General features: G+C 37.7%; 13 protein-coding genes. 7 read left to right on the forward strand and 6 right to left on the reverse strand.

Going from position 1 to position 18,229, the window contains the following annotated elements:
• Positions 1-323, forward strand: a 323-nt coding sequence (locus AC27VX_RS20300; RefSeq protein WP_488697581.1) for a hypothetical protein, incomplete at its 5' end; no start/stop codon positions are given.
• Positions 324-632: 309 nt separating this feature from the next.
• A complete protein-coding gene (locus AC27VX_RS20305; protein ID WP_488697583.1) occupies positions 633-2,039 on the forward strand; it encodes a S41 family peptidase in 1,407 nt (468 codons plus the stop codon).
• A 61-nt stretch (positions 2,040-2,100) separates the two neighbouring features.
• On the opposite strand, the gene AC27VX_RS20310 is transcribed toward AC27VX_RS20305, so the two are convergent.
• From AC27VX_RS20310 to AC27VX_RS20320, 3 genes are all read right to left on the reverse strand, one after another.
• Complete coding sequence (locus tag AC27VX_RS20310; protein ID WP_488697585.1) at positions 2,101-2,496, reverse strand: VOC family protein; 396 nt, start codon at positions 2,494-2,496, stop codon at positions 2,101-2,103.
• Positions 2,497-2,569: 73 nt separating this feature from the next.
• On the reverse strand, positions 2,570-3,886 hold the full coding sequence (locus AC27VX_RS20315) for a sensor histidine kinase (protein ID WP_488697587.1): 1,317 nt from the start codon (positions 3,884-3,886) through the stop codon (positions 2,570-2,572).
• A gap of 101 nt (positions 3,887-3,987) precedes the next feature.
• Positions 3,988-5,331, reverse strand: a complete 1,344-nt coding sequence (locus AC27VX_RS20320) for a sigma-54-dependent transcriptional regulator (RefSeq protein WP_300691589.1) — start codon at positions 5,329-5,331, stop codon at positions 3,988-3,990.
• A gap of 197 nt (positions 5,332-5,528) precedes the next feature.
• On the opposite strand from AC27VX_RS20320, the gene AC27VX_RS20325 reads away from it, so the two are divergent.
• The 4 genes from AC27VX_RS20325 to AC27VX_RS20340 all read left to right on the forward strand — a co-directional run bounded on the left by AC27VX_RS20325 (position 5,529) and on the right by AC27VX_RS20340 (position 11,391).
• Positions 5,529-6,770 carry an efflux RND transporter periplasmic adaptor subunit gene (locus AC27VX_RS20325; RefSeq protein WP_488697589.1) on the forward strand — a complete coding sequence of 414 codons (1,242 nt, stop codon included), beginning with the start codon at positions 5,529-5,531 and terminating at the stop codon, positions 6,768-6,770.
• An 87-nt stretch (positions 6,771-6,857) separates the two neighbouring features.
• Positions 6,858-7,580, forward strand: coding sequence for an ABC transporter ATP-binding protein (locus AC27VX_RS20330; RefSeq protein WP_236858726.1), 723 nt, complete (start codon positions 6,858-6,860; stop codon positions 7,578-7,580).
• A gap of 45 nt (positions 7,581-7,625) precedes the next feature.
• Entirely contained in the window at positions 7,626-10,040 is a 2,415-nt protein-coding gene (locus tag AC27VX_RS20335) for an ABC transporter permease (protein WP_236858732.1), read from the forward strand.
• A gap of 52 nt (positions 10,041-10,092) precedes the next feature.
• Entirely contained in the window at positions 10,093-11,391 is a 1,299-nt protein-coding gene (locus AC27VX_RS20340; RefSeq protein ID WP_236858733.1) for a TolC family protein, read from the forward strand.
• A 231-nt stretch (positions 11,392-11,622) separates the two neighbouring features.
• On the opposite strand, the gene AC27VX_RS20345 is transcribed toward AC27VX_RS20340, so the two are convergent.
• From AC27VX_RS20345 to AC27VX_RS20355, 3 genes are all read right to left on the reverse strand, one after another.
• The gene (locus AC27VX_RS20345) at positions 11,623-12,441 is read right to left on the reverse strand and encodes a DUF4249 domain-containing protein (protein WP_488697592.1); all 819 of its coding nucleotides are present in this window, start codon (positions 12,439-12,441) and stop codon (positions 11,623-11,625) included.
• 3 nt (positions 12,442-12,444) lie between these two features.
• Positions 12,445-14,781 (reverse strand): TonB-dependent receptor, encoded by a 2,337-nt coding sequence (locus AC27VX_RS20350; RefSeq protein WP_236858735.1) that lies wholly within the window; start codon positions 14,779-14,781, stop codon positions 12,445-12,447.
• A 550-nt stretch (positions 14,782-15,331) separates the two neighbouring features.
• Entirely contained in the window at positions 15,332-16,315 is a 984-nt protein-coding gene (locus tag AC27VX_RS20355) for a helix-turn-helix transcriptional regulator (RefSeq protein ID WP_488697594.1), read from the reverse strand.
• 139 nt (positions 16,316-16,454) lie between these two features.
• Here AC27VX_RS20355 and AC27VX_RS20360 point away from each other — a divergent pair, with 139 nt between their 5' ends.
• Positions 16,455-18,209 carry an ABC transporter ATP-binding protein gene (locus AC27VX_RS20360; protein ID WP_488697596.1) on the forward strand — a complete coding sequence of 585 codons (1,755 nt, stop codon included), beginning with the start codon at positions 16,455-16,457 and terminating at the stop codon, positions 18,207-18,209.
• Positions 18,210-18,229: the final 20 nt, after the last annotated feature.

Genomic DNA, 18,229 nt, shown 5'->3' on the forward strand with positions numbered 1-18,229 from the left:
CTGCCAATGGTGGAAACTGGAATTCTGTAAAATGGGACTGGCAAAGAACATGGAGTGCGGTATTGGGAGGCGCCATTGGTGGAGCGGCAATCTCAGGAGCGTTGGGAACTATTTCAAGTGATCCGGCAGCTATTAAGTTTGTACTGCCAGGTATTGTTTCAGGAGGATTGAACTCTGCCTTTACAGGAAGTAGTGCTGTTGGTGGGATATCTTATACAAATAGTCTATTCGAAAGTAAAATTACATCGGCAGATTTGGTTAATACAGGAAACAGGTATATAATTTTACCAAATTATAGTGATAGTCATAAGGATGATTCTTGAGTAACAGGAATTATAAAAGATAATAATCTTTCTCTGATTTAGATTTAAGATCTGAATTAGTTAGTAAAAGGAGATGTTTTCAATTCTTTTTGCCATTATATTGTGGCCAGGTAAAAAATGATAATTTAGTATTACATTGTGCTTTATGATATGATAAATTATATTTTACTATATAAAATATACGACGATAAATTTCGAGGTTTTATTTTTTATCGGAAAATAATGAAAAATTGTTTTAGCTTTTAATTTAGGTAAGATCTTGAAAACCATGTAATATTACTATGGATAAGATTGTCTTATCAGTAACCAATGAATACTACAAAAAATATTTTCTTCTTACTGAGCTTAGCTTTGTCAGGAGGTATGGCGGAAGCCCAGGAGATCGCAAAGTCACTAACCAACACAGTGTGGAAACAACAAGGCTATGACCGGGTGCTGGCAATCAAAGATTCTGCATTTTCGTATTACAATATCAATTCTGTTACCTGCAAACCCTTGGCAGAAGGGATTTTTAACGGTCGTTTCCGGGTCATTTCTTCAGCTAAAAGAAAGCTGGTTTTAAATCCGGGAGGAATTGTTAATTATAATTTTACCCCATTGGATTCACTTCCTTCAAAATGTATAAGAGAGGTGAAGGACCTATCTTATCCAAAGAACTTTCAGGTATTTTGGGAAACGTTTAATGATAATTATGCCTTTTTTAAAGAACGGAATATAAACTGGAAAGCAATATATGACCAATACCATCCAATGGTTCAGAATGCTAAGACCGATAAAGAGTTTGCCGCAATCTTAAAGGAAATTATAGGAAAACTTAAAGACGGGCATATCCGTCTTGATCTTCCAGATGCTTTGAAGGACCAGCCTGCACCAGTATCGGCTGCATCAGGAAGTGTGCATACAAGACAGATTTTGCTGTCTGATCTGAAAAATACTTATGGAAAGGGACTAAAATCTTATAATGGAGGGGTATTGCAATGGGGGTTTTTGAAAAATGGTAAAACGGGGTATATCTTAATGACAGATATGAATAATTTTGCTGATTACGTTCCTGAAAATCAGCAAAACTCAAAAGAATTCAGAGCTTTGTATGATAAAATCAGTGAATCAAAAACTCCTCAGAAAATGTTTGATGATGAAATCGAAGGAGCGGCAAAGATGATGGATCGGGTACTTCATGATCTGGAAGGAACATCTTCCGTAGTAATCGATCTTCGTTTCAACGGGGGAGGATATGAAACGGTAGCCCTTAAACTGTTAAGCTATTTTGTTCCGTCTGACAAAAATGTGCTTTCTGTTAGAGCAAAAATGGGTTCCGGCTTTACCCCGAAACAGAACTATACTTTACATCCTGCACAGAAAACGTATTCTAAGCCTGTCTATTTACTCTTGGGACCCAATACAGCAAGTGCAGCAGAAATTTTTGCACTTGGAGCACTGGATTATCCGCATATTACAAGAATCGGAAGCAGAACTTCAGGAATATTTTCAGAAATCCTCTGGAAAGAACTGCCTAATGGATGGGAGTTTAGCCTTTCCAACGAGATTTATACTGATAAAAGAGGAAAAATTTACGAAGGAACCGGAATTCCTGTCACGATAGAGATGGATTACCCAAGGAAATATCCCGATTTTAATAACAGCTTTTATCCGGCCGGTATTTTCAAAGACAAGACACTTGATAAAGTGTTGGAATTGGAGAAGCTAAAAAAATAAAGGAGCATAGATTTACTAAAAAATACCACCTGAATAAGGCGGTATTTTTTTGGCATAAATTTTAGCTAAACTTTTGAATTGCTTCCGCAGTCACCGGTGTGAAAAAATTAATCAGATTCCCGTCCGGATCCTGAAACAGAAGAGACCGGTTTCCCCATGGCATAGTTGTAGGCTCCTGTACAATGTCAGTTGTGAGTTTTTTGATCCTTTCATATTCTGCATCTACGTCAGCAACAAGAAACTCTATGATTGTGGTTTTATTTCCTGTTGATTCTGTAAGATTTTCACCAAATAGTTTCATGGTTCGGGTACTTCCAATGGCTATGGTGATAGAGCTGGCGGATAATTCGGCAAAATCTTCAGTATACCACTGAGCGGTTAAGCCAACTGCTTTTTCATAAAATGATACCGTTTGCTTAATGTCTTTTGTAATAATCCTTAGTGAGGCAAGTTTCATACTGTTTAAATTTAATTGTTGAATAATTTTAAACAAAGGTAGAGCAGAAGGGTGACAACAGGGTGTCAGGAGGTTATTCTACAAACCACAATTCAAAACAACTTCCTTCTTCCAGGGCTCTGTAATTAAGATATCCGCCATGAGCTTCCATGATACTTTTAGCCAGTGTTAATCCAATCCCCGATCCGTTGGCTCTCGTTGTAAAAAAAGGAAGGAATATTTTATCTTTAATACCAGGAATAATTCCTGAGCCGTTATCGGCAATACTGATGATAATCCGGTTGTTATTGGATCTAACGGTTGTTTTGATCATCTTTTGTTCCTTTTCTGAGACGGCATAAATTGCATTGAGATAGAGATTGATCAGACTTCGCTCAATCATCTTTTCATCCGCAGACACTATAAAATCTTCTATTTCCGAAACCATCATGATATTGTATCTTTCAAACTCAGGTTTCAGGAAATTAGCGGCAGATTCAGAGATTTTTTTCAGTGAAATAGGAGCCAGAACGGGTTTGGGCAATTCTGCAACCTGACGGTAGTGATCTACAAAATTCAGAAGCTGTTTTGATTTTGAATTGATAATCATCAGGCTTTCTTTCATTTCCTGCTGATCTTCCTTATCGATGGTTTCCTGGTTGCTGATGTACTCCAGGTTTTGAATCAGGCTGTTGACGGGAGTAAGCGTATTCAGGAGCTCATGGGAAATCACTTTCATCAGATTGTTCCATGCCAGTTTTTCTTTTTGTTCGATAATCTTTTGTACAGATTCCAGCGTAATAATATAAAAATGATGCTGAGTACTTCTGACCTGTTTAGTTCTCAGAGAGAACGACTGTTTAGAATTCCCGTGAATAGAAATGTCAAAAAATTCCTGTGAACTCTTGTAATTGGTATCTTCGATAATCCTATAAAATTCAGGAACTTTTTCGGCATACAGATCCCACCTGTTGTATTTGGGAACCTGAAGAGTATTGAGGAACGTGCTGTTCACATAAAACACATTCCAGAACTGTTCTTTTTCAGAGAGGATCATAAGCCCGGTTTCCAGCTGATCCAGTATACTTTCATAGAGAAGCTTATAAGAAGATAAAGAGAATTGTTCTTCCTTGCTTTGATAATATAGCCGGACGCTGTTTTCTAAAAGTTCTGCTCCTTCTTCCTTTGGAAATAACGAAAAATCTTTTCTCCTGATAGAGGAAATCACCTTGTTTGCTTTTGAAATCTGGGCCATGAGTGATGTATAGACCAATGCTGTAAAAGCAATCATGAGTAGGGCAAAAAGAACAGCATTGAACCATTTTTTTTCTGAAAAGAAATGATAACTCGTGATTCCACTAACGATAGCCAGCAGGTTGTAGATCAGCCACAGATACTTTGTTTTACTCATGAATTTTTATATAGTATTGATAGTACATTATAATAACCGGAGATTTATATTTTACCAGCCCGATTGCAGTCTGGAATCTCACATCTGAAATTTAATCGCTTTTATAACCCGAATTTCTCCATTCTCCTGTACAGAGCCGCCCTTGAAAGGCCCAGATCTTCTGCTGCTAAAGAAATATTCCCGGTATGTTTTTTCAAAGCTTTTCTGATCAGGATTTCTTCCATTTCTTCGATATTAAGATTCACAATAGTGTTCTCATGTTCTTCATGTTGAGGCATTAATAGGTGAAGATTACTTTCATTGGATAGAATGACACTTCTTTCCAGGCAGTGATCCAGTTCCCTGATATTGCCGGGCCAGGGATAATTTTTGAGACCGGTTAATAAATCTTCCGTGAGGACAAGATTGGGTTTATGGTATTTCTGTTTATAACGGTCCAGAAAATAATGAGTAAGCAGTTCAATATCCTCCTGCCTTTCTCTTAAAGCAGGAATCTGAATTTCCACCGTATTGATCCTGTAATACAAATCTTGCCGGAAACGGTGCTCAGCAACTGCTTTTTTAAGATTTTCATTGGTGGCAAAAATAAAACGGACATCCAGTAAACGTTCTTTAGACTCTCCAATTCTGGATAATTTCCTGTTCTGAATCAGGCTCAGAAGTTTTGTCTGAAGCTGAAGGGGCAAATTTCCGATCTCATCCAGAAATACAGTTCCGTTTTGGGCATTTTCAATTTTTCCGGTATAATCCTGATGAGCATCAGTAAATGCACCTTTTTTATATCCAAATAACTCAGATTCAAAAAGATTTTCAGAAATACTTCCCAGGTCAATATGAACAAAAGGTTGATTTTTCCGTTCAGACTGTTCATGGATAGACTCTGCCAAGACATATTTTCCCGTTCCGTTTTCTCCTAACAGCAGGATATTAGCATCTGTAGGGGCTACTTTGCTGATCTGCTCAAGAACTTCCTTCATTTTTGAAGAGTGGCTTTCCAATTGATATTGGCTGTTTTTCTGACTTACGTTTTCCCATTGGCTGAGTTTTCTGTTTTTCCGTGAAATATCTACGGCGAGATTAACGGAGGCGTATAGCTTCTCATTGTTCCAGGGCTTTAGAATAAAATCGGAAGCTCCGTTCTTTAAAGCTTCTACCGCCAGTTCCACCTCTCCATAAGCCGTCATCAGAATAATGGGAAGATGAGGTTCCAGGGTTTTGATCTCATTCATCCAATATAGACCGTCCTGGCCGCTTTCAAAGCCTTTTCTGAAATTCATATCCAGTACCACGGCATCCACCTGATTTTCCGTCATGAATTTTAAAATCTGAGCAGGTTTACTGAGGCAGCTGACTTCTGAAAAAAACTTTTTAAGCCAGACTCTGGCGGAGAAGAGAATGTCTTCATCATCATCTACAATCAGAATATGGGCTTCTTTTTTACGCATACAGTTTACATTAAATGTATTAAAAACTTGTTTTTTGATTACAAAAGTGTTCGTTTTCGCACAAGAAGTGTCCGATAATGAACAGTTGATCTTCTATTCCTGAAAACATTATTGCAGATTGTCAATGACTTACCTGTTTATATTTCTCTGGCATCTGCCTTGTGTAATCTATTGTAATAAAATGAGTTATCTTTAATATGGATACGAAAATAGTAAAAAAGAAATCGAAATTAAAATTTGTTTTAGGCGGATTGGCCCTATTGACAATGATATCGTTGTCCGGCGTGTACTTTATCAGTGAGAAAAAAACATATAATGTTTCCGCTGCAGATATTCAGATGGACGAGGTTACCCAGGGGAAATTTGAAGATATGCTGATGGTGACAGCACAGACCCAATCTCTTAATTCTTCACTGGTCAATGTACTGGAGGGAGGAGCGGTGAAGGAAATCTTTGCTGAAGACGGTCAGATCCTCACTAAAGGACAGCCTATTGCGAGAGTGTATAATCCTAATACCGAATTTACTTACATGAATCAGGAAACAGGAATTATGCAGCAGATCAGCCAGATGAGAAGCACCCTTCTCGAACTGAAAAATCAGGAACTGGCTCAGGATAAAGAATTGCTGCAGGCTCAAAATGATTATAATACGGCGCTGCAGAATTTTAATCTTCAGAAACGGCTTTATGACGCAGAGATTGGAAAAAAGACAGATTATGACATCAGTACGCAAAATCTTACCTATCAGAAACAGAGAAAATCTATCATAGAGAAAGGATTTTCTACAGAAAAAAACTCCAGGAATGCTCAGATGGCGTCCATAAGCAGCTCAATAGGGCAGATGGATAAGAGCCTTCAGATCTTGCGTTCCAATAAAAACAATTTTCTGATTCTGGCACCGGCTTCCGGAAGACTTTCATCGTTCAGCATCTCAATAGGAGAAAACCTTACCAATGGACAAAGTATAGGGAAGATTGATTTGATGGACGGATATAAAATGGTAGCTAAAATAGATGAGTATTATATCAATAAACTTCAGAACGGAATCAAAGGGATCCTTGATAATGATGGTAAGCTTTATAATGTGGTAATTACTAAAATCCTGCCGGAAGTAAAAGACGGACAGTTTTTGGCGGAGCTTAATTTTACAGATAAAAAACCTGACAACCTGAAAATAGGAATGACCTTCGGATTGAAATTAAAGCTTTCAGCAGATACCCGGAGTACCATGATCCCCAAAGGGAACTTCTTTAAAGAGACCAATGGAAAATGGGTATTTGTAGTGAAAGGAGATAAAGCAGAAAAAAGAACAATAAGTATCGGCAGAGAAAATCCGCTGTACTATGAAGTAATATCAGGACTCAAAGAAGGAGAGACCATTATTACATCAGATTATTCAGACTTGAAAAAATATGAAATCATTGAGATTAAAAAGTAAAAAGATGAATATTTTTAACCTCTTATAAAAAGCAGCCACAAAAGGCTTTCAGAATATCAATAACCATAACATTAAACATATACTACAATGATCAATATACATAATCTTTCAAAAATTTATAAAGCAGAAGATGTACAGACCAATGCTTTAAATGAAGTAAATCTCAATATTAAGGAGGGCGAATTTCTTGCGATAATGGGACCTTCAGGCTGCGGGAAATCTACATTTTTAAATATCCTTGGACTTCTCGACGCTGCTTCATCAGGTTCTTATCAGTTTGAAGGCGTTGAAATGATCGGACTGAGTGAAAGAAAAAAATCAGACGTCCGCAAAAAAAATATAGGTTTTATATTCCAGAATTTTAACCTGATCGACGAGTTGACGGTCTATGAAAACATTGAGCTTCCACTCATATACAACGGATTTTCTTCTTCTGAAAGAAAAAGAAAAGTAGAGGAAATTCTGGAGAAAATAAATATTGCCCACCGTGCAAAACATTATCCACAACAGCTTTCCGGAGGACAGCAGCAGAGAGCAGCAGTAGCAAGAGCGCTGGTAACAAAACCCAGGCTGATTCTTGCGGACGAGCCTACAGGAAACCTGGACAGCTCCAATGGTAATGAAGTAATGAACCTTCTGGCTGAACTTCATAGGGAAGGATCTACCATAGTGATGGTGACACACTCTTCTTATGATGCAGGTTTTGCTTCCCGGATCATTACTATGAAAGATGGCGAAATTTTTAATGAAGAATATGCCTCCCGAAGAAAAGATGTCTTTGCAAAAGCAGATGCCGGAGCATTTGATTAATCCAGATGCACTTCATCACCTATCATTAACTATAACACTACTATTATGCTTACCAACTGGCTCAAAATTGCCCTGATCAATTATAAAAAGAACTGGCTGTCCACATTTATCAATTTATTTGGACTTACTGTCGGGTTAACTGGATTCATGCTCATCCTGATGAATTGGAATGATGAAGAATCTTTTGAAAGATGGAACCCTAAAAGGGAGAATATGTACTATTTCCAGACGTATCACAAGAAAGAAAATTCTTATGGGAATAATATTTCGATCCCAATGGCAAGACGTGCTAAAGAAGTCATTCCGGGGGTTCAGGATTACGTTTTGTTTAATGGTTCCGGAATAGGATTGAAGATGAGCACAAAAGATAAAACGATCTATCAGCAGGATGGAATGACCTCTACAGAAAGTTTTTTCGACTTTTTCCCATTTAAACTGATTGCCGGAAGTTATAAAAATGCACTGAAAGGAGGGAATGTTATTGTGCTTTCCACAACGGCTGCCAAAAATCTTTTTGGAAGAACAAATGTAGCAGGAGAAAGTATCAAATTTGACAACCACAATTATATTGTCACTGCAGTGTATGAGCTGCCTAAGGGAAATACGCAGGTAAAACCGGAATTCATCATCAATCCTGTTGACCAGATTAAAAATGATGAAAAGAACTGGGGTAATTTTAACTATGCCTGTCTTTTTATGCTCAAAAAAGGAACAGATCCTCTTATGGTACAGCAAAGATTCAGAAAGGATGTTTTAGAATACCGTGCCAGCCTGGAGAGTGGTTCTGCCGGGTTAACCGTTCAGCAATATCTTGATTTGTATGGTCCTACCGACAGTCTGCTGACGCCATGGGATCAGGTGAAGCTCCATGCAAAAGCATCATGGTTTGGGTTTCCGGATTTCAAAACACTGATGATTCTGTTTACGCTTTCTGTGCTTATTGTGGTTTTATCAGCTATTAATTTTATTAATCTTAAAACGGCGCAGGCTTCTCAGAGAGCAAAAGAAATTGGTGTCAGAAAAGCAATCGGAAGTACCAAATCCAGCCTTGTGCTGCAGTTTTTGCTGGAAACATTTGTGATTTGTATGACCTCATATTTACTTTCATTGGCATTAACAGAGCTCCTCTTACCAAGCTTCAATAAGTTTTATGATAAAGAAATGAAGATGGATGACTGGCATATTTTCTTTTACTCTTTCCTGATGGTCATTATGGTAACCTTGATTGCAGGACTGATTCCGGCCATGTATCTCTCCAACTTTAAAGCTATAGAAACCCTTAAAGGCAATTTCGCAAGAAGTAAACATGGCGTTTGGCTGAGAAACGGAATTCTGACACTGCAATTAGTGATTTCTTCCTTCTTTATTATCTGCGGATTGATTGTTAATAAACAGGTGGAATACATGATGAACAAAGACCTTGGCTACAGCGGTAAACAGATAATGATGATCAACTTCAATGAAAACAATGCAAAACCTTGGCTGAAGTATGAAAGACTTAAAACCGAAATGAGAAAAATACCCGGAGTTACTGATATTTCTTATGGAGAAGCAGTTCCCGGAAGTGGACGATCCAGCAGTTCCAATATCGACTTTATGGATAAGAGTATACAGGGGCAGCATGGTTCTATGGATTATGATTATCTGAAATTCATCAATGTAAAACTTAAAAAAGGGCGCTGGCTGGACCCTAATCTTTCATCAGATACCATCAATAATGTTTTGGTGAATGAGGCTTTTGTAAGAAAGTTTGGATGGAAAGATGAAGATGCTTTAAAAAATGAAATTAAGCCAGGTTTTGATATCAAAAATTATAAAATTGTAGGTATTGTAAAAGATTTCAATATCCGGAATCTGAAAACGGAAATAGAACCGATTGTGTTTTTTCATTACAGAGAAACACAGTGGAAGAGATTCAATGTCTATAATATTCAACTGAAAATAGATCCAAATGATATTGCCGGAACTGTAAAAAGAATAAAAACATATTGGCAAAATAAAGTAGAACCGGGATATCCTTTTGATTATTATTTCCTTGATCAGAAATTCGCCAAAACTTTTGAAGCCTATCAGAAGCAACAGACTTTATTCGCTATTTTGAATGCAATGGTATTAATGGTAGCTTTACTGGGACTTTTTGCACTATCGTCATTAATGATTGAGCAGAAACTGAAAGATGTAGCCATCAGAAAAACATTGGGAGCTTCAGATCATACTCTGATTTTCGGACTGACGCGCCAATTCCTCTGGATTGCAGTGATAGCTGTTTTGATCAGCATTCCCATCTGTTATTATCTGATGAATGAATGGCTTAAAGATTTTGCCTACAGAATTGATATGCCGGCATGGCCTTTTATTGCAAGTTTCCTTGTTTTATTGGGATTAACGTTTGCTGTTGTAAGCATTAAAGCTTATAAAGCCACCAAAGTGAATCTTGTAAAATATCTGAAATATGAGTAACTGAGTTCATTATTCACTTTATTTTTAAATTTATTCAAACCAGACCGTACTCATGAAAAATTTGATTTTCATACTCTTTGTTGGCCTTTATCCGGCGCAGCAAACATGGAACCTGCAGGAATGTCTCGACTATGCATCCGCCCATCATCCTTTAATAAAACAGGCTGCCATAAATGTTGAGAAAAATGATAAACTGATAACAGGATCAAAAGGAATGCTGCTGCCCTCCGTAGAAGCAGGCGTAAGGAATACCTTTAGTTTTGGTTCTTCCATTAATCAGTCCAGTAACCAGAGAGAAGCCCTCAATACCCAGTATGACCAGTTTACAGCCCAGGCAGACTGGAGCCTTTTCAACTGGAGAAATATTTTGGATATATCTTTGTCTAAGCTGAATAAAGAAACCAGTACCTATAAACTTAAACTGGCTCAGAACAAAGTAAAACTGAACGTGATCCAGATGTTTTTTGCGTACCAGAACAGCAAAAGCTGGCTTGGAGTGCTGGAGACCCAGATCTCCGGAATGCAGGATCAGATCAAACGTACCGAAAAAGAAGTAGAGATCGGAAACAGACCCAAAAGTGACGTATACGACATCAAAGCGAATTTGGGAACGCTGCAGGAGCAGTGGGTATCTGCTAAAAACCAGCGTGACCAGGCAAAGATTAATCTGCTTAATGCGTTGTCTGTGAGTCAGGATTCAGTGGATTTTGTAATGAGTGACGAAAATCTTTTTTCTGAAGCAGAATTTCATGATCCGGATTTTACAAAAAAACTGCTGGAAAAAAATCCTGCCTACCAATCTGCTATTGCCGAGATTAAGGCACAGGAAAAGAAAAAAGATATTGCAAAAGCAGGATATCTGCCAACTTTAAACGGCAGTTACAGCTGGTCTACTTTTTATAACAAAGTGTTGGGCAATGATGATGGTTCTAATATCCGTTTCTCTGATCAGTTTTCACAAAACAAAAACCAGACTGTTTTCTTTGGACTTACTGTTCCTGTTTTTAATAAGTTACAGGTAAAAACCAATGTGGAAATTGCAAAACTGAACATCATCAATTCCAATTACGATAAAGAATTGGTTATTAATGATCTCACGCAAAATATTAATTCAATCAAAGCACAGTTTTTAAATGCTCAGGAGAAATATAACCTGCTGGAGGCCAATTTTGAAAATCAGAAACTGTCATTCCAGAAGTCAGAAGAAAAATATAAGGAAGGACTGATGGATGCCTATACTTTTTTTGTTGTCCGGAACGGATGGCTTCAGGCCAATTATAACCTTATCAGCAGCAAAAATGATGTTATCCAGCAGACAGAACTTCTAAAAGTATTAGAATCAGGATTTTAAATTCAGAACATTCATACATTTCCAGAAAGCAGTCTTCATTTTTTTTGAAGGCTGCTTTTATTTTGAATTCAATATTGATGAAAAGTATCCTTATGTTTAAATGAGCTTAAGCATTTATATTTTTTGAGGCTGGTGCAGTTGAAGCCTGGTCAAAGTTAATACGTTTCAGATTTCAGAATAATGTTTAATAAAAAAGGATATTCCAAACGTTCGGAATATCCTTTTTAAAATTTATGGAGTAGTCAGCTGCTGAATCACATAACTGTCCTTATTAAGCGTATGGGCTGAAAAATACCCCAGAGCTCCGTTGCTGATATTGCTGGGAGGGTTGGAAGGAGTTACGCCGCCGCCGTTTCCTCCGGAAATCTGAAGGAGGGCATTATAATAAGTAAACACATTAGCACTGATGCACTGCATTTCTACATGAATAGTATCTCCTACCACTACCTCGTGATCTCTGCCCTTGTTATCATCATTAGGAAGAAGGAGAGGCTGTTGATTGGGCAATCCGTTGTTAACGTTGTCTGAAAAGACATTCATGTATTTCTTAGTAAGATTATTGATGGTAAAAGTAAAAAGATAACGGTTCCCTAATGGTGCCGGATCTGTAAACAGCGGCAAAAGGGTATAGGTAACTTTATCACCAAATTTGAATGAACTCTGTTGCAGCCCGTCAAGATTAACGGGTTCCGGCATAGTACTCTGAGCAGTATACTCCTTTCCTTCGGCCTTTACGTTCAGGGTGTAAGTTCTGCCCGGATCCCCATAAAAAGTAGTAGTTTGGTACATTCCATTGCCAATATAATGCAGCGTTTCCGTCTGTCCTGTATTGTCACTTAAAATAACCTGAGCTCCGGTAACGGCTGGATATTGATTAGGTTCCGAAAAACCAACGGATTTTGTGATTTTCACAGTATAAGGTCCCGCTTTATCGGTTACATTTCCTTCAATGACAATGTTTCCGCTTTGATCACTAAGGTCTAAGTCAATTTCTTTTTCACAAGAAGTTAATGCAAACAGGGATAATATGATAAAAAATGAATTTTTCATGATTTAGAATTTGAAGTTATAAGTGATGTTAGGTACCCAACGGAATAAAGAAACTTGCGTAGCACGGGTTGTTCCCTGACGGTCAGGATTATCTTCGAAGTTAATAATATAGGCATTTTCACGGCCATACAGATTATAAATACCGAAAGTCCATGAACCGCGGAAACGTTTATTGGTGCTTGGTTCATAAGTAGCACTTACGTCCATTCTGTGATAAGCAGGCATTCTGTCTGCATTTCTGTTGCTGTATTGGAATACAGTTTGTCCGTTCAGTTCATATTTCCCTGTAGGGAACGTTACTGCATTTCCTGTGCTGTAAACAAAAAGCCCTGAGAAGGTCCATTTTGGATTAAGCTGATAAGTAGCCACTACCGAAAGGTCATGAGTTTTATCCATTCTTGCGTTGTACCACTCATTATTATTGATCCCGTTGATCCTTCTTTCTGTTTTAGACAAGGTATAGGAAATCCATCCTGTAAGCTTTCCGGTTTTCTTTTTTGCAATAAGTTCCAGACCATAAGCCCTTCCTTTACCGAATAAAAGTTCACTTTCTACATCAGATCCTGTATCAAATCCAATCTGAGCCCCGTTTTTGAAGTCGATTTGGTTTTGCATAGACTTGTAGTATACTTCAGCATTCAGTTCATAATTGTTATTGTTGAAGTTTCTGCTGTAGCCCGCACTGATCTGATCTGCAATTTCAGGTTTTACTGTATAACTGCTTCCAATCCACTGATCTGTAGGATTTCCACTGTTACTGTTGCTTAGAAGATGCAGGTTCTGAGTATTACGGGAATATCCGGCTTTTACACTGCTGACCTCGTTGATGCGGTAATTGGCTGTAATTCGCGGCTCAATATTGACATATGTTTTCCCGAATTTCCCTTTTTCCAAAAACTGGCTGTCCGTAAGAACGCCATTTTCATACGTGTTGAAAGTATCACCACCCAATACACTGAACATGGAAAGTCTTGCTCCATAATTAACGGTCAGCTTTTCTGTTGCTTTAAAATCATCGTTAATATACAAAGCATTTTCCCATGAGTATCTCGGGTTTCTTGGATAACTGCTCACGCTGGTTCCAGAGGCACTGCTGGGGATAATAGTATGGTAAATAGACTGAAGTCCAAAACGTACAGAATGCTTATTCCCGGCAAACCATGTAAAATCCTGCTTAAGGTTCCAGTCCTTTATTTTTGAATTTAAATCAAATACATTATCATCATTTTTCAGACTGATTTTATAATCATAATCACTGTAGATAAATGAGGTATTTGAGAATAATTTACTGCTGATAATGCTGTTCCATCTTAATGTAGCTGTGGTGTTTCCCCAATCTGTGGAGAATGTGTCACCCAGCCCCAGCACATCCCTTCCGAAATATCCGGAAAGATAAATACGGTTGTTTTCATTGATCTGATAGTTTGCTTTCAGATTCAGATCATAAAAATATAATTTGTTGTCTTTATAATCTTTAGTTGTTTTAAGGAACAAATCGGCGTAAGTTCTTCTCCCTGAAACAATAAATGATGATTTTTCTTTTTGAATAGGTCCTTCCACGCTCAATCTGCTGCTGATCAGGCCAATTCCTCCGTTGACGTTATAATCCTGATTATTACCATCCTTCATTTTTACATCCAGTACAGAAGAAAGTCTTCCTCCATACTGAGCAGGACTGTTTCCTTTGATAATGCTTGCATCTTTTAATGCATCACTGTTGAAGGTACTGAAGAAACCAAGAAGGTGTGAGGCATTATATACCGGAGCTTCATCCAGTAAAATAAGGTTCTGGTCTGTAGCACCACCTCTTACACTGAATCCGCTGCTTCCTTCACCACTGCTTTTGATCCCCGGTAACAGCTGTATGGTTTTCATGACATCTTTTTCTCCAAATAAAACCGGAAGCTTTTCGATGTTTTTAATACTTAATGTCTCAGTTCCCATCTGAGCTGTAGAAAGGTTTTTGTCTTTCTTAACTCCTGAAATGATTACTTCATCAATTGTTTTGGATTTTTCTTTCTGTTCTTCCTGGTTTAGGGGAAGATCCAGTTTTATATTCTGGTCAACGGTGATCTTTTGCTCAAAATCCTTATAACCGGGATAAGAAATGATCACTGTGTAATTCCCCTCCGGTAATGATAAGGAATAGAATCCATATTCATTGGCTATAACATTAATAGAAGGATCTTCTGCTATTTTTACTCCTACTCCGATCAGAAGTTCTCCGTTTTTCTGGTCTTTTACCGTTCCGCTTACCGAATATTTCTGCTGTGCCATAGCCCAACTGCTGAGACAGAGTGCGGCAGAAGCAGCAGCAATTTTAAAAAAAGATGTTTGCATTAAGTTTATTTTTTTAAAGTAGTAGAGATTTCTTTATATAGGTTATAGTTTGTGAATGTTGAATTAGTTGGAGAGGAAGGAGATTAGTTACACAGGAAAGGTGGATTATTGAATAAATCCGTGGTAAAAAGGCTTTGCCTTATCATCTAATGCATTCTTCCATCGATTTAAGAGGCAAAGATAACCGCAAATTCTTATAAACAATATTATTATGCATTAAATATTTCTTTTTTTAACAATAAATTGATTTAGCCGTAAAATGTTAAATATTAATACTTTTTATATAGAATTTTATTATGTTATACAATCCATATTCATATTATTTTTATGGTATAAAGAATGTGTTAATTTTATAATTGTATTATTTTTTTCATCATATTGACTGTGTAATAATGAATGGATATATAAAATAAGAAAATAAATTTATTTTGAGCTTTAAAAGACTTTACAGGTGGTATTATATTCAGTAATATAGTTTTACATGATCTTTTTAAACCAGGGAGTGGCCAGTTTAAAATAAAATAGTTACAGAAGATTTGCTGTTTATTGATTATCTGTTGCCTATCTTGCTGGGAAGTATATTGTATTTTCTTTTAAAAGCTGCTGAAAAATGGCGTGGGTTTTTATAACCGATAATATCCGAAATTTCACTGATGTTCATATGGGTGTCAAGAAGCATTTTTTTAGCCTCTTCCATTTTCATATCATTCCAGAAACCGAAGACTGTTGTTCCGAAAAGCTCTTTAAATCCCTTTTTTAAAGTAAATTCATTGGTGCCTGCATGGTGGGCCAGATCATTTAAAGAGCAGCTGGTACTAAGGTTATTGAGAATATAATCCCTTACAGCATACATCTTCTCTTCATCTTTTTTTACAATGGGTGATTTCGAAGATTCGTGGTGGAAAAGCTGTTCCAGTTGTAAAAGAAGCAGTTCGCTTACTTTGGCCTCCAGATATATCCGTTTAAAGACTCCCTTTCTGTCACAATGCATGATGTCATTCAGAATCTCATACATTTCTAGGCTGATCCGGTTGTGATCCGGTGTGATCAGTGATGACTGCTGTTTTTCAATCGTATTTCTGAAAGTCTCAAACAAGCCCGAATACTCAGGCAGAAATTTTTTAAAGAAAGAAGGAGCCAGGTTGATTTCCAGCAAATGAAGATCGGGACCGTAAAAATCCATTTTTCCCTGCATACGGTGGGCATAGATAATATTATGCTGATAGCTGTCAAACTGTACTGTTTTTCCAAAGTTTTCCGAACTTGCCATGCTTTTTCCTTTAAGGGCAAAATGCATTTCCACCGTATCGAAATCACTCTCGAAATACAGCTGAAGCTGGTTGTCCAGTGAAATATTTCCAAAACTGATATGGACATTTTCAAAGCAGATCTCATGGTAAAATCCATTACCATAAGGAGGGATCAGCTGGATGATACACTCCTGTATATCTCCGTCATTGACGTAATAGCTGTCAGGATAATTTCGCTCTATGAGCATTTTTCCGACACTTTCATCATATAAGCGTAATGTCATTTTCTTTCCTTTGGTTAAGTTCTCCTTTTCACGGACTTTTTATTCCGTTTCACATACCCATACTGTTGAGTATACTTTCTACTTTTGCACAAAGGTAATAATTATTTAGAATCATTCTTAATAACTAAATCTATTTTTCATGAAAGAATATAAGAAAAGGAAAAACGGAATTGCAAGATTGCTGGAGATAGCGGGAAGAAGAAAACTACTGTTGCTCATATCTGGTTTTTTATCCGTACTACATGCATTGCTGAGTCTGGTTCCCTACATCCTGATATTTTATATCATCCGTGAACTGACCAGAGAAAGAGTGGATTTCAGCCTGGCCCGCCAATACATTATTTATGCAGTCATTGCAGCGGTGGTAAGTATGTTTGTATTTTTTGTTTCAGGAATTTTATCTCATATCGCGGCGTATCATATTTTATTCGAATTAAGAAGGTTTATTGTAGATAAAGTAGGGAAGCTCCCGATGGGATACCTTAATAACAGAAATTCGGGGGCATTGAAAAAGATACTGTCTGATGATGTGGAACGAATTGAAAACTTTATTGCCCATCAGATTCCTGATTTTGTGAAAGGAGTAGCTTTGCCGGTGATTACAATTATTTTCCTTTTTTTCCAGGACTGGAGGCTGGCTGTTATCAGTTTTGTACCCTTGATTATTCTGGCTATATGGATTCCCATCATGTTTGGAGGGAAAAAAGCCAAAGGAATGATGAAAAACTATCACCAGTCTTTAGAAGATATGAATTCCGGAATTGTAGAATATGTGCGGGCAATGCCTGTGATGAAAATATTCGGACAGTCTGCGGAAACTTTTGATAAATACGGAAATACAGTGAAGCAGTTCAATGGATTCGTTAATGATTGGGTGAAAACAAGTACCCCTGCGTTTGCCGTATTCATGAGCTTTATCAGTAATGCGATGCTTCCGGTACTTGCGCTGGGCCTGTATCTGTACTTTGAGAACGGGGTAACCCTGGCTACTTTGCTGTTGTTTCTGATTCTGGGGACAGGCTATATCAAACCGCTTTTTGTACTGAGCAATATGGGAATACAGATTTCAATAATCAACAGGGGAGTAGAGCAGATTGATGAACTTTTGTATCATAAAAACTTAGAAGAAAGCCATGAAAATCATCATCCGGAAAACCTCAGTATTGCATTTAAGAATGTAAGCTTTGCGTATGATGAGAATAATCTTGTATTGGAAAATGTTGATTTTGAAATCAGGGAAAGGTCCATTACAGCGCTGGTGGGCCCTTCAGGAGCAGGTAAAAGTACAGTAGGACAGCTTTTAGCCCGCTTCTGGGACGCCAGCGAAGGAAGGATAACCATTGGCGGAATTAATATCAAACATTACCCTCCGGAGCAGCTTATGCAGATGGTTTCTTTTGTTTTTCAGGACAGTTTTATGTTTCAGCAAAGTATGTATGAAAATATCCGGATGGGAATGGATAAAACCCGTGCAGAGGTAGAAGAGGCAGCCAAGGCCGCTCAGCTTCATGAGATGATCAGTAATCTTCCGGATGGCTATGATACATTATTCGGGCAGTCCGGGGTACATCTGAGTGGAGGTGAACAGCAGCGTTTTCAGTTGGCCAGAGCAATTCTTAAAAATGCTCCGATACTGATTCTGGATGAGGCCACAGCATTTGCAGACCCGGAAAATGAATTCATGATTCAGCAGGCATTCAGCCAGTTGATAAAAGATAAGACGGTACTGATTATAGCCCACAGACTAAGCACAATTACCGATGCAGACAAGATTATAGTTTTTGACAGAGGAAGGCTTATTTCGGAGGGAAAACATAAGAACCTTCTGGAAGAAAGTGAACTCTATAACAGAATGTGGAATGCCCACATCAGAGCCAAAGAATTTGTAATGTAAAAGATAACAGAAACAGTATT

This window comes from Chryseobacterium sp. 14P4.3.2, from assembly GCF_057799275.1.

Excerpts from the sequence above, each read along its gene's own strand:
- AC27VX_RS20305 (WP_488697583.1), top strand. The coding sequence starts at position 633 with ATGAATACTACAAAAAATATTTTCTTCTTACTGAGCTTAGCTTTGTCA.
- AC27VX_RS20310 (WP_488697585.1), bottom strand. The coding sequence starts at position 2,496 with ATGAAACTTGCCTCACTAAGGATTATTACAAAAGACATTAAGCAAACG.
- AC27VX_RS20315 (WP_488697587.1), bottom strand. The coding sequence starts at position 3,886 with ATGAGTAAAACAAAGTATCTGTGGCTGATCTACAACCTGCTGGCTATC.
- AC27VX_RS20320 (WP_300691589.1), bottom strand. The coding sequence starts at position 5,331 with ATGCGTAAAAAAGAAGCCCATATTCTGATTGTAGATGATGATGAAGAC.
- AC27VX_RS20325 (WP_488697589.1), top strand. The coding sequence starts at position 5,529 with ATGGATACGAAAATAGTAAAAAAGAAATCGAAATTAAAATTTGTTTTA.
- AC27VX_RS20330 (WP_236858726.1), top strand. The coding sequence starts at position 6,858 with ATGATCAATATACATAATCTTTCAAAAATTTATAAAGCAGAAGATGTA.
- AC27VX_RS20335 (WP_236858732.1), top strand. The coding sequence starts at position 7,626 with ATGCTTACCAACTGGCTCAAAATTGCCCTGATCAATTATAAAAAGAAC.
- AC27VX_RS20340 (WP_236858733.1), top strand. The coding sequence starts at position 10,093 with ATGAAAAATTTGATTTTCATACTCTTTGTTGGCCTTTATCCGGCGCAG.
- AC27VX_RS20345 (WP_488697592.1), bottom strand. The coding sequence starts at position 12,441 with ATGAAAAATTCATTTTTTATCATATTATCCCTGTTTGCATTAACTTCT.
- AC27VX_RS20350 (WP_236858735.1), bottom strand. The coding sequence starts at position 14,781 with ATGCAAACATCTTTTTTTAAAATTGCTGCTGCTTCTGCCGCACTCTGT.
- AC27VX_RS20355 (WP_488697594.1), bottom strand. The coding sequence starts at position 16,315 with ATGACATTACGCTTATATGATGAAAGTGTCGGAAAAATGCTCATAGAG.
- AC27VX_RS20360 (WP_488697596.1), top strand. The coding sequence starts at position 16,455 with ATGAAAGAATATAAGAAAAGGAAAAACGGAATTGCAAGATTGCTGGAG.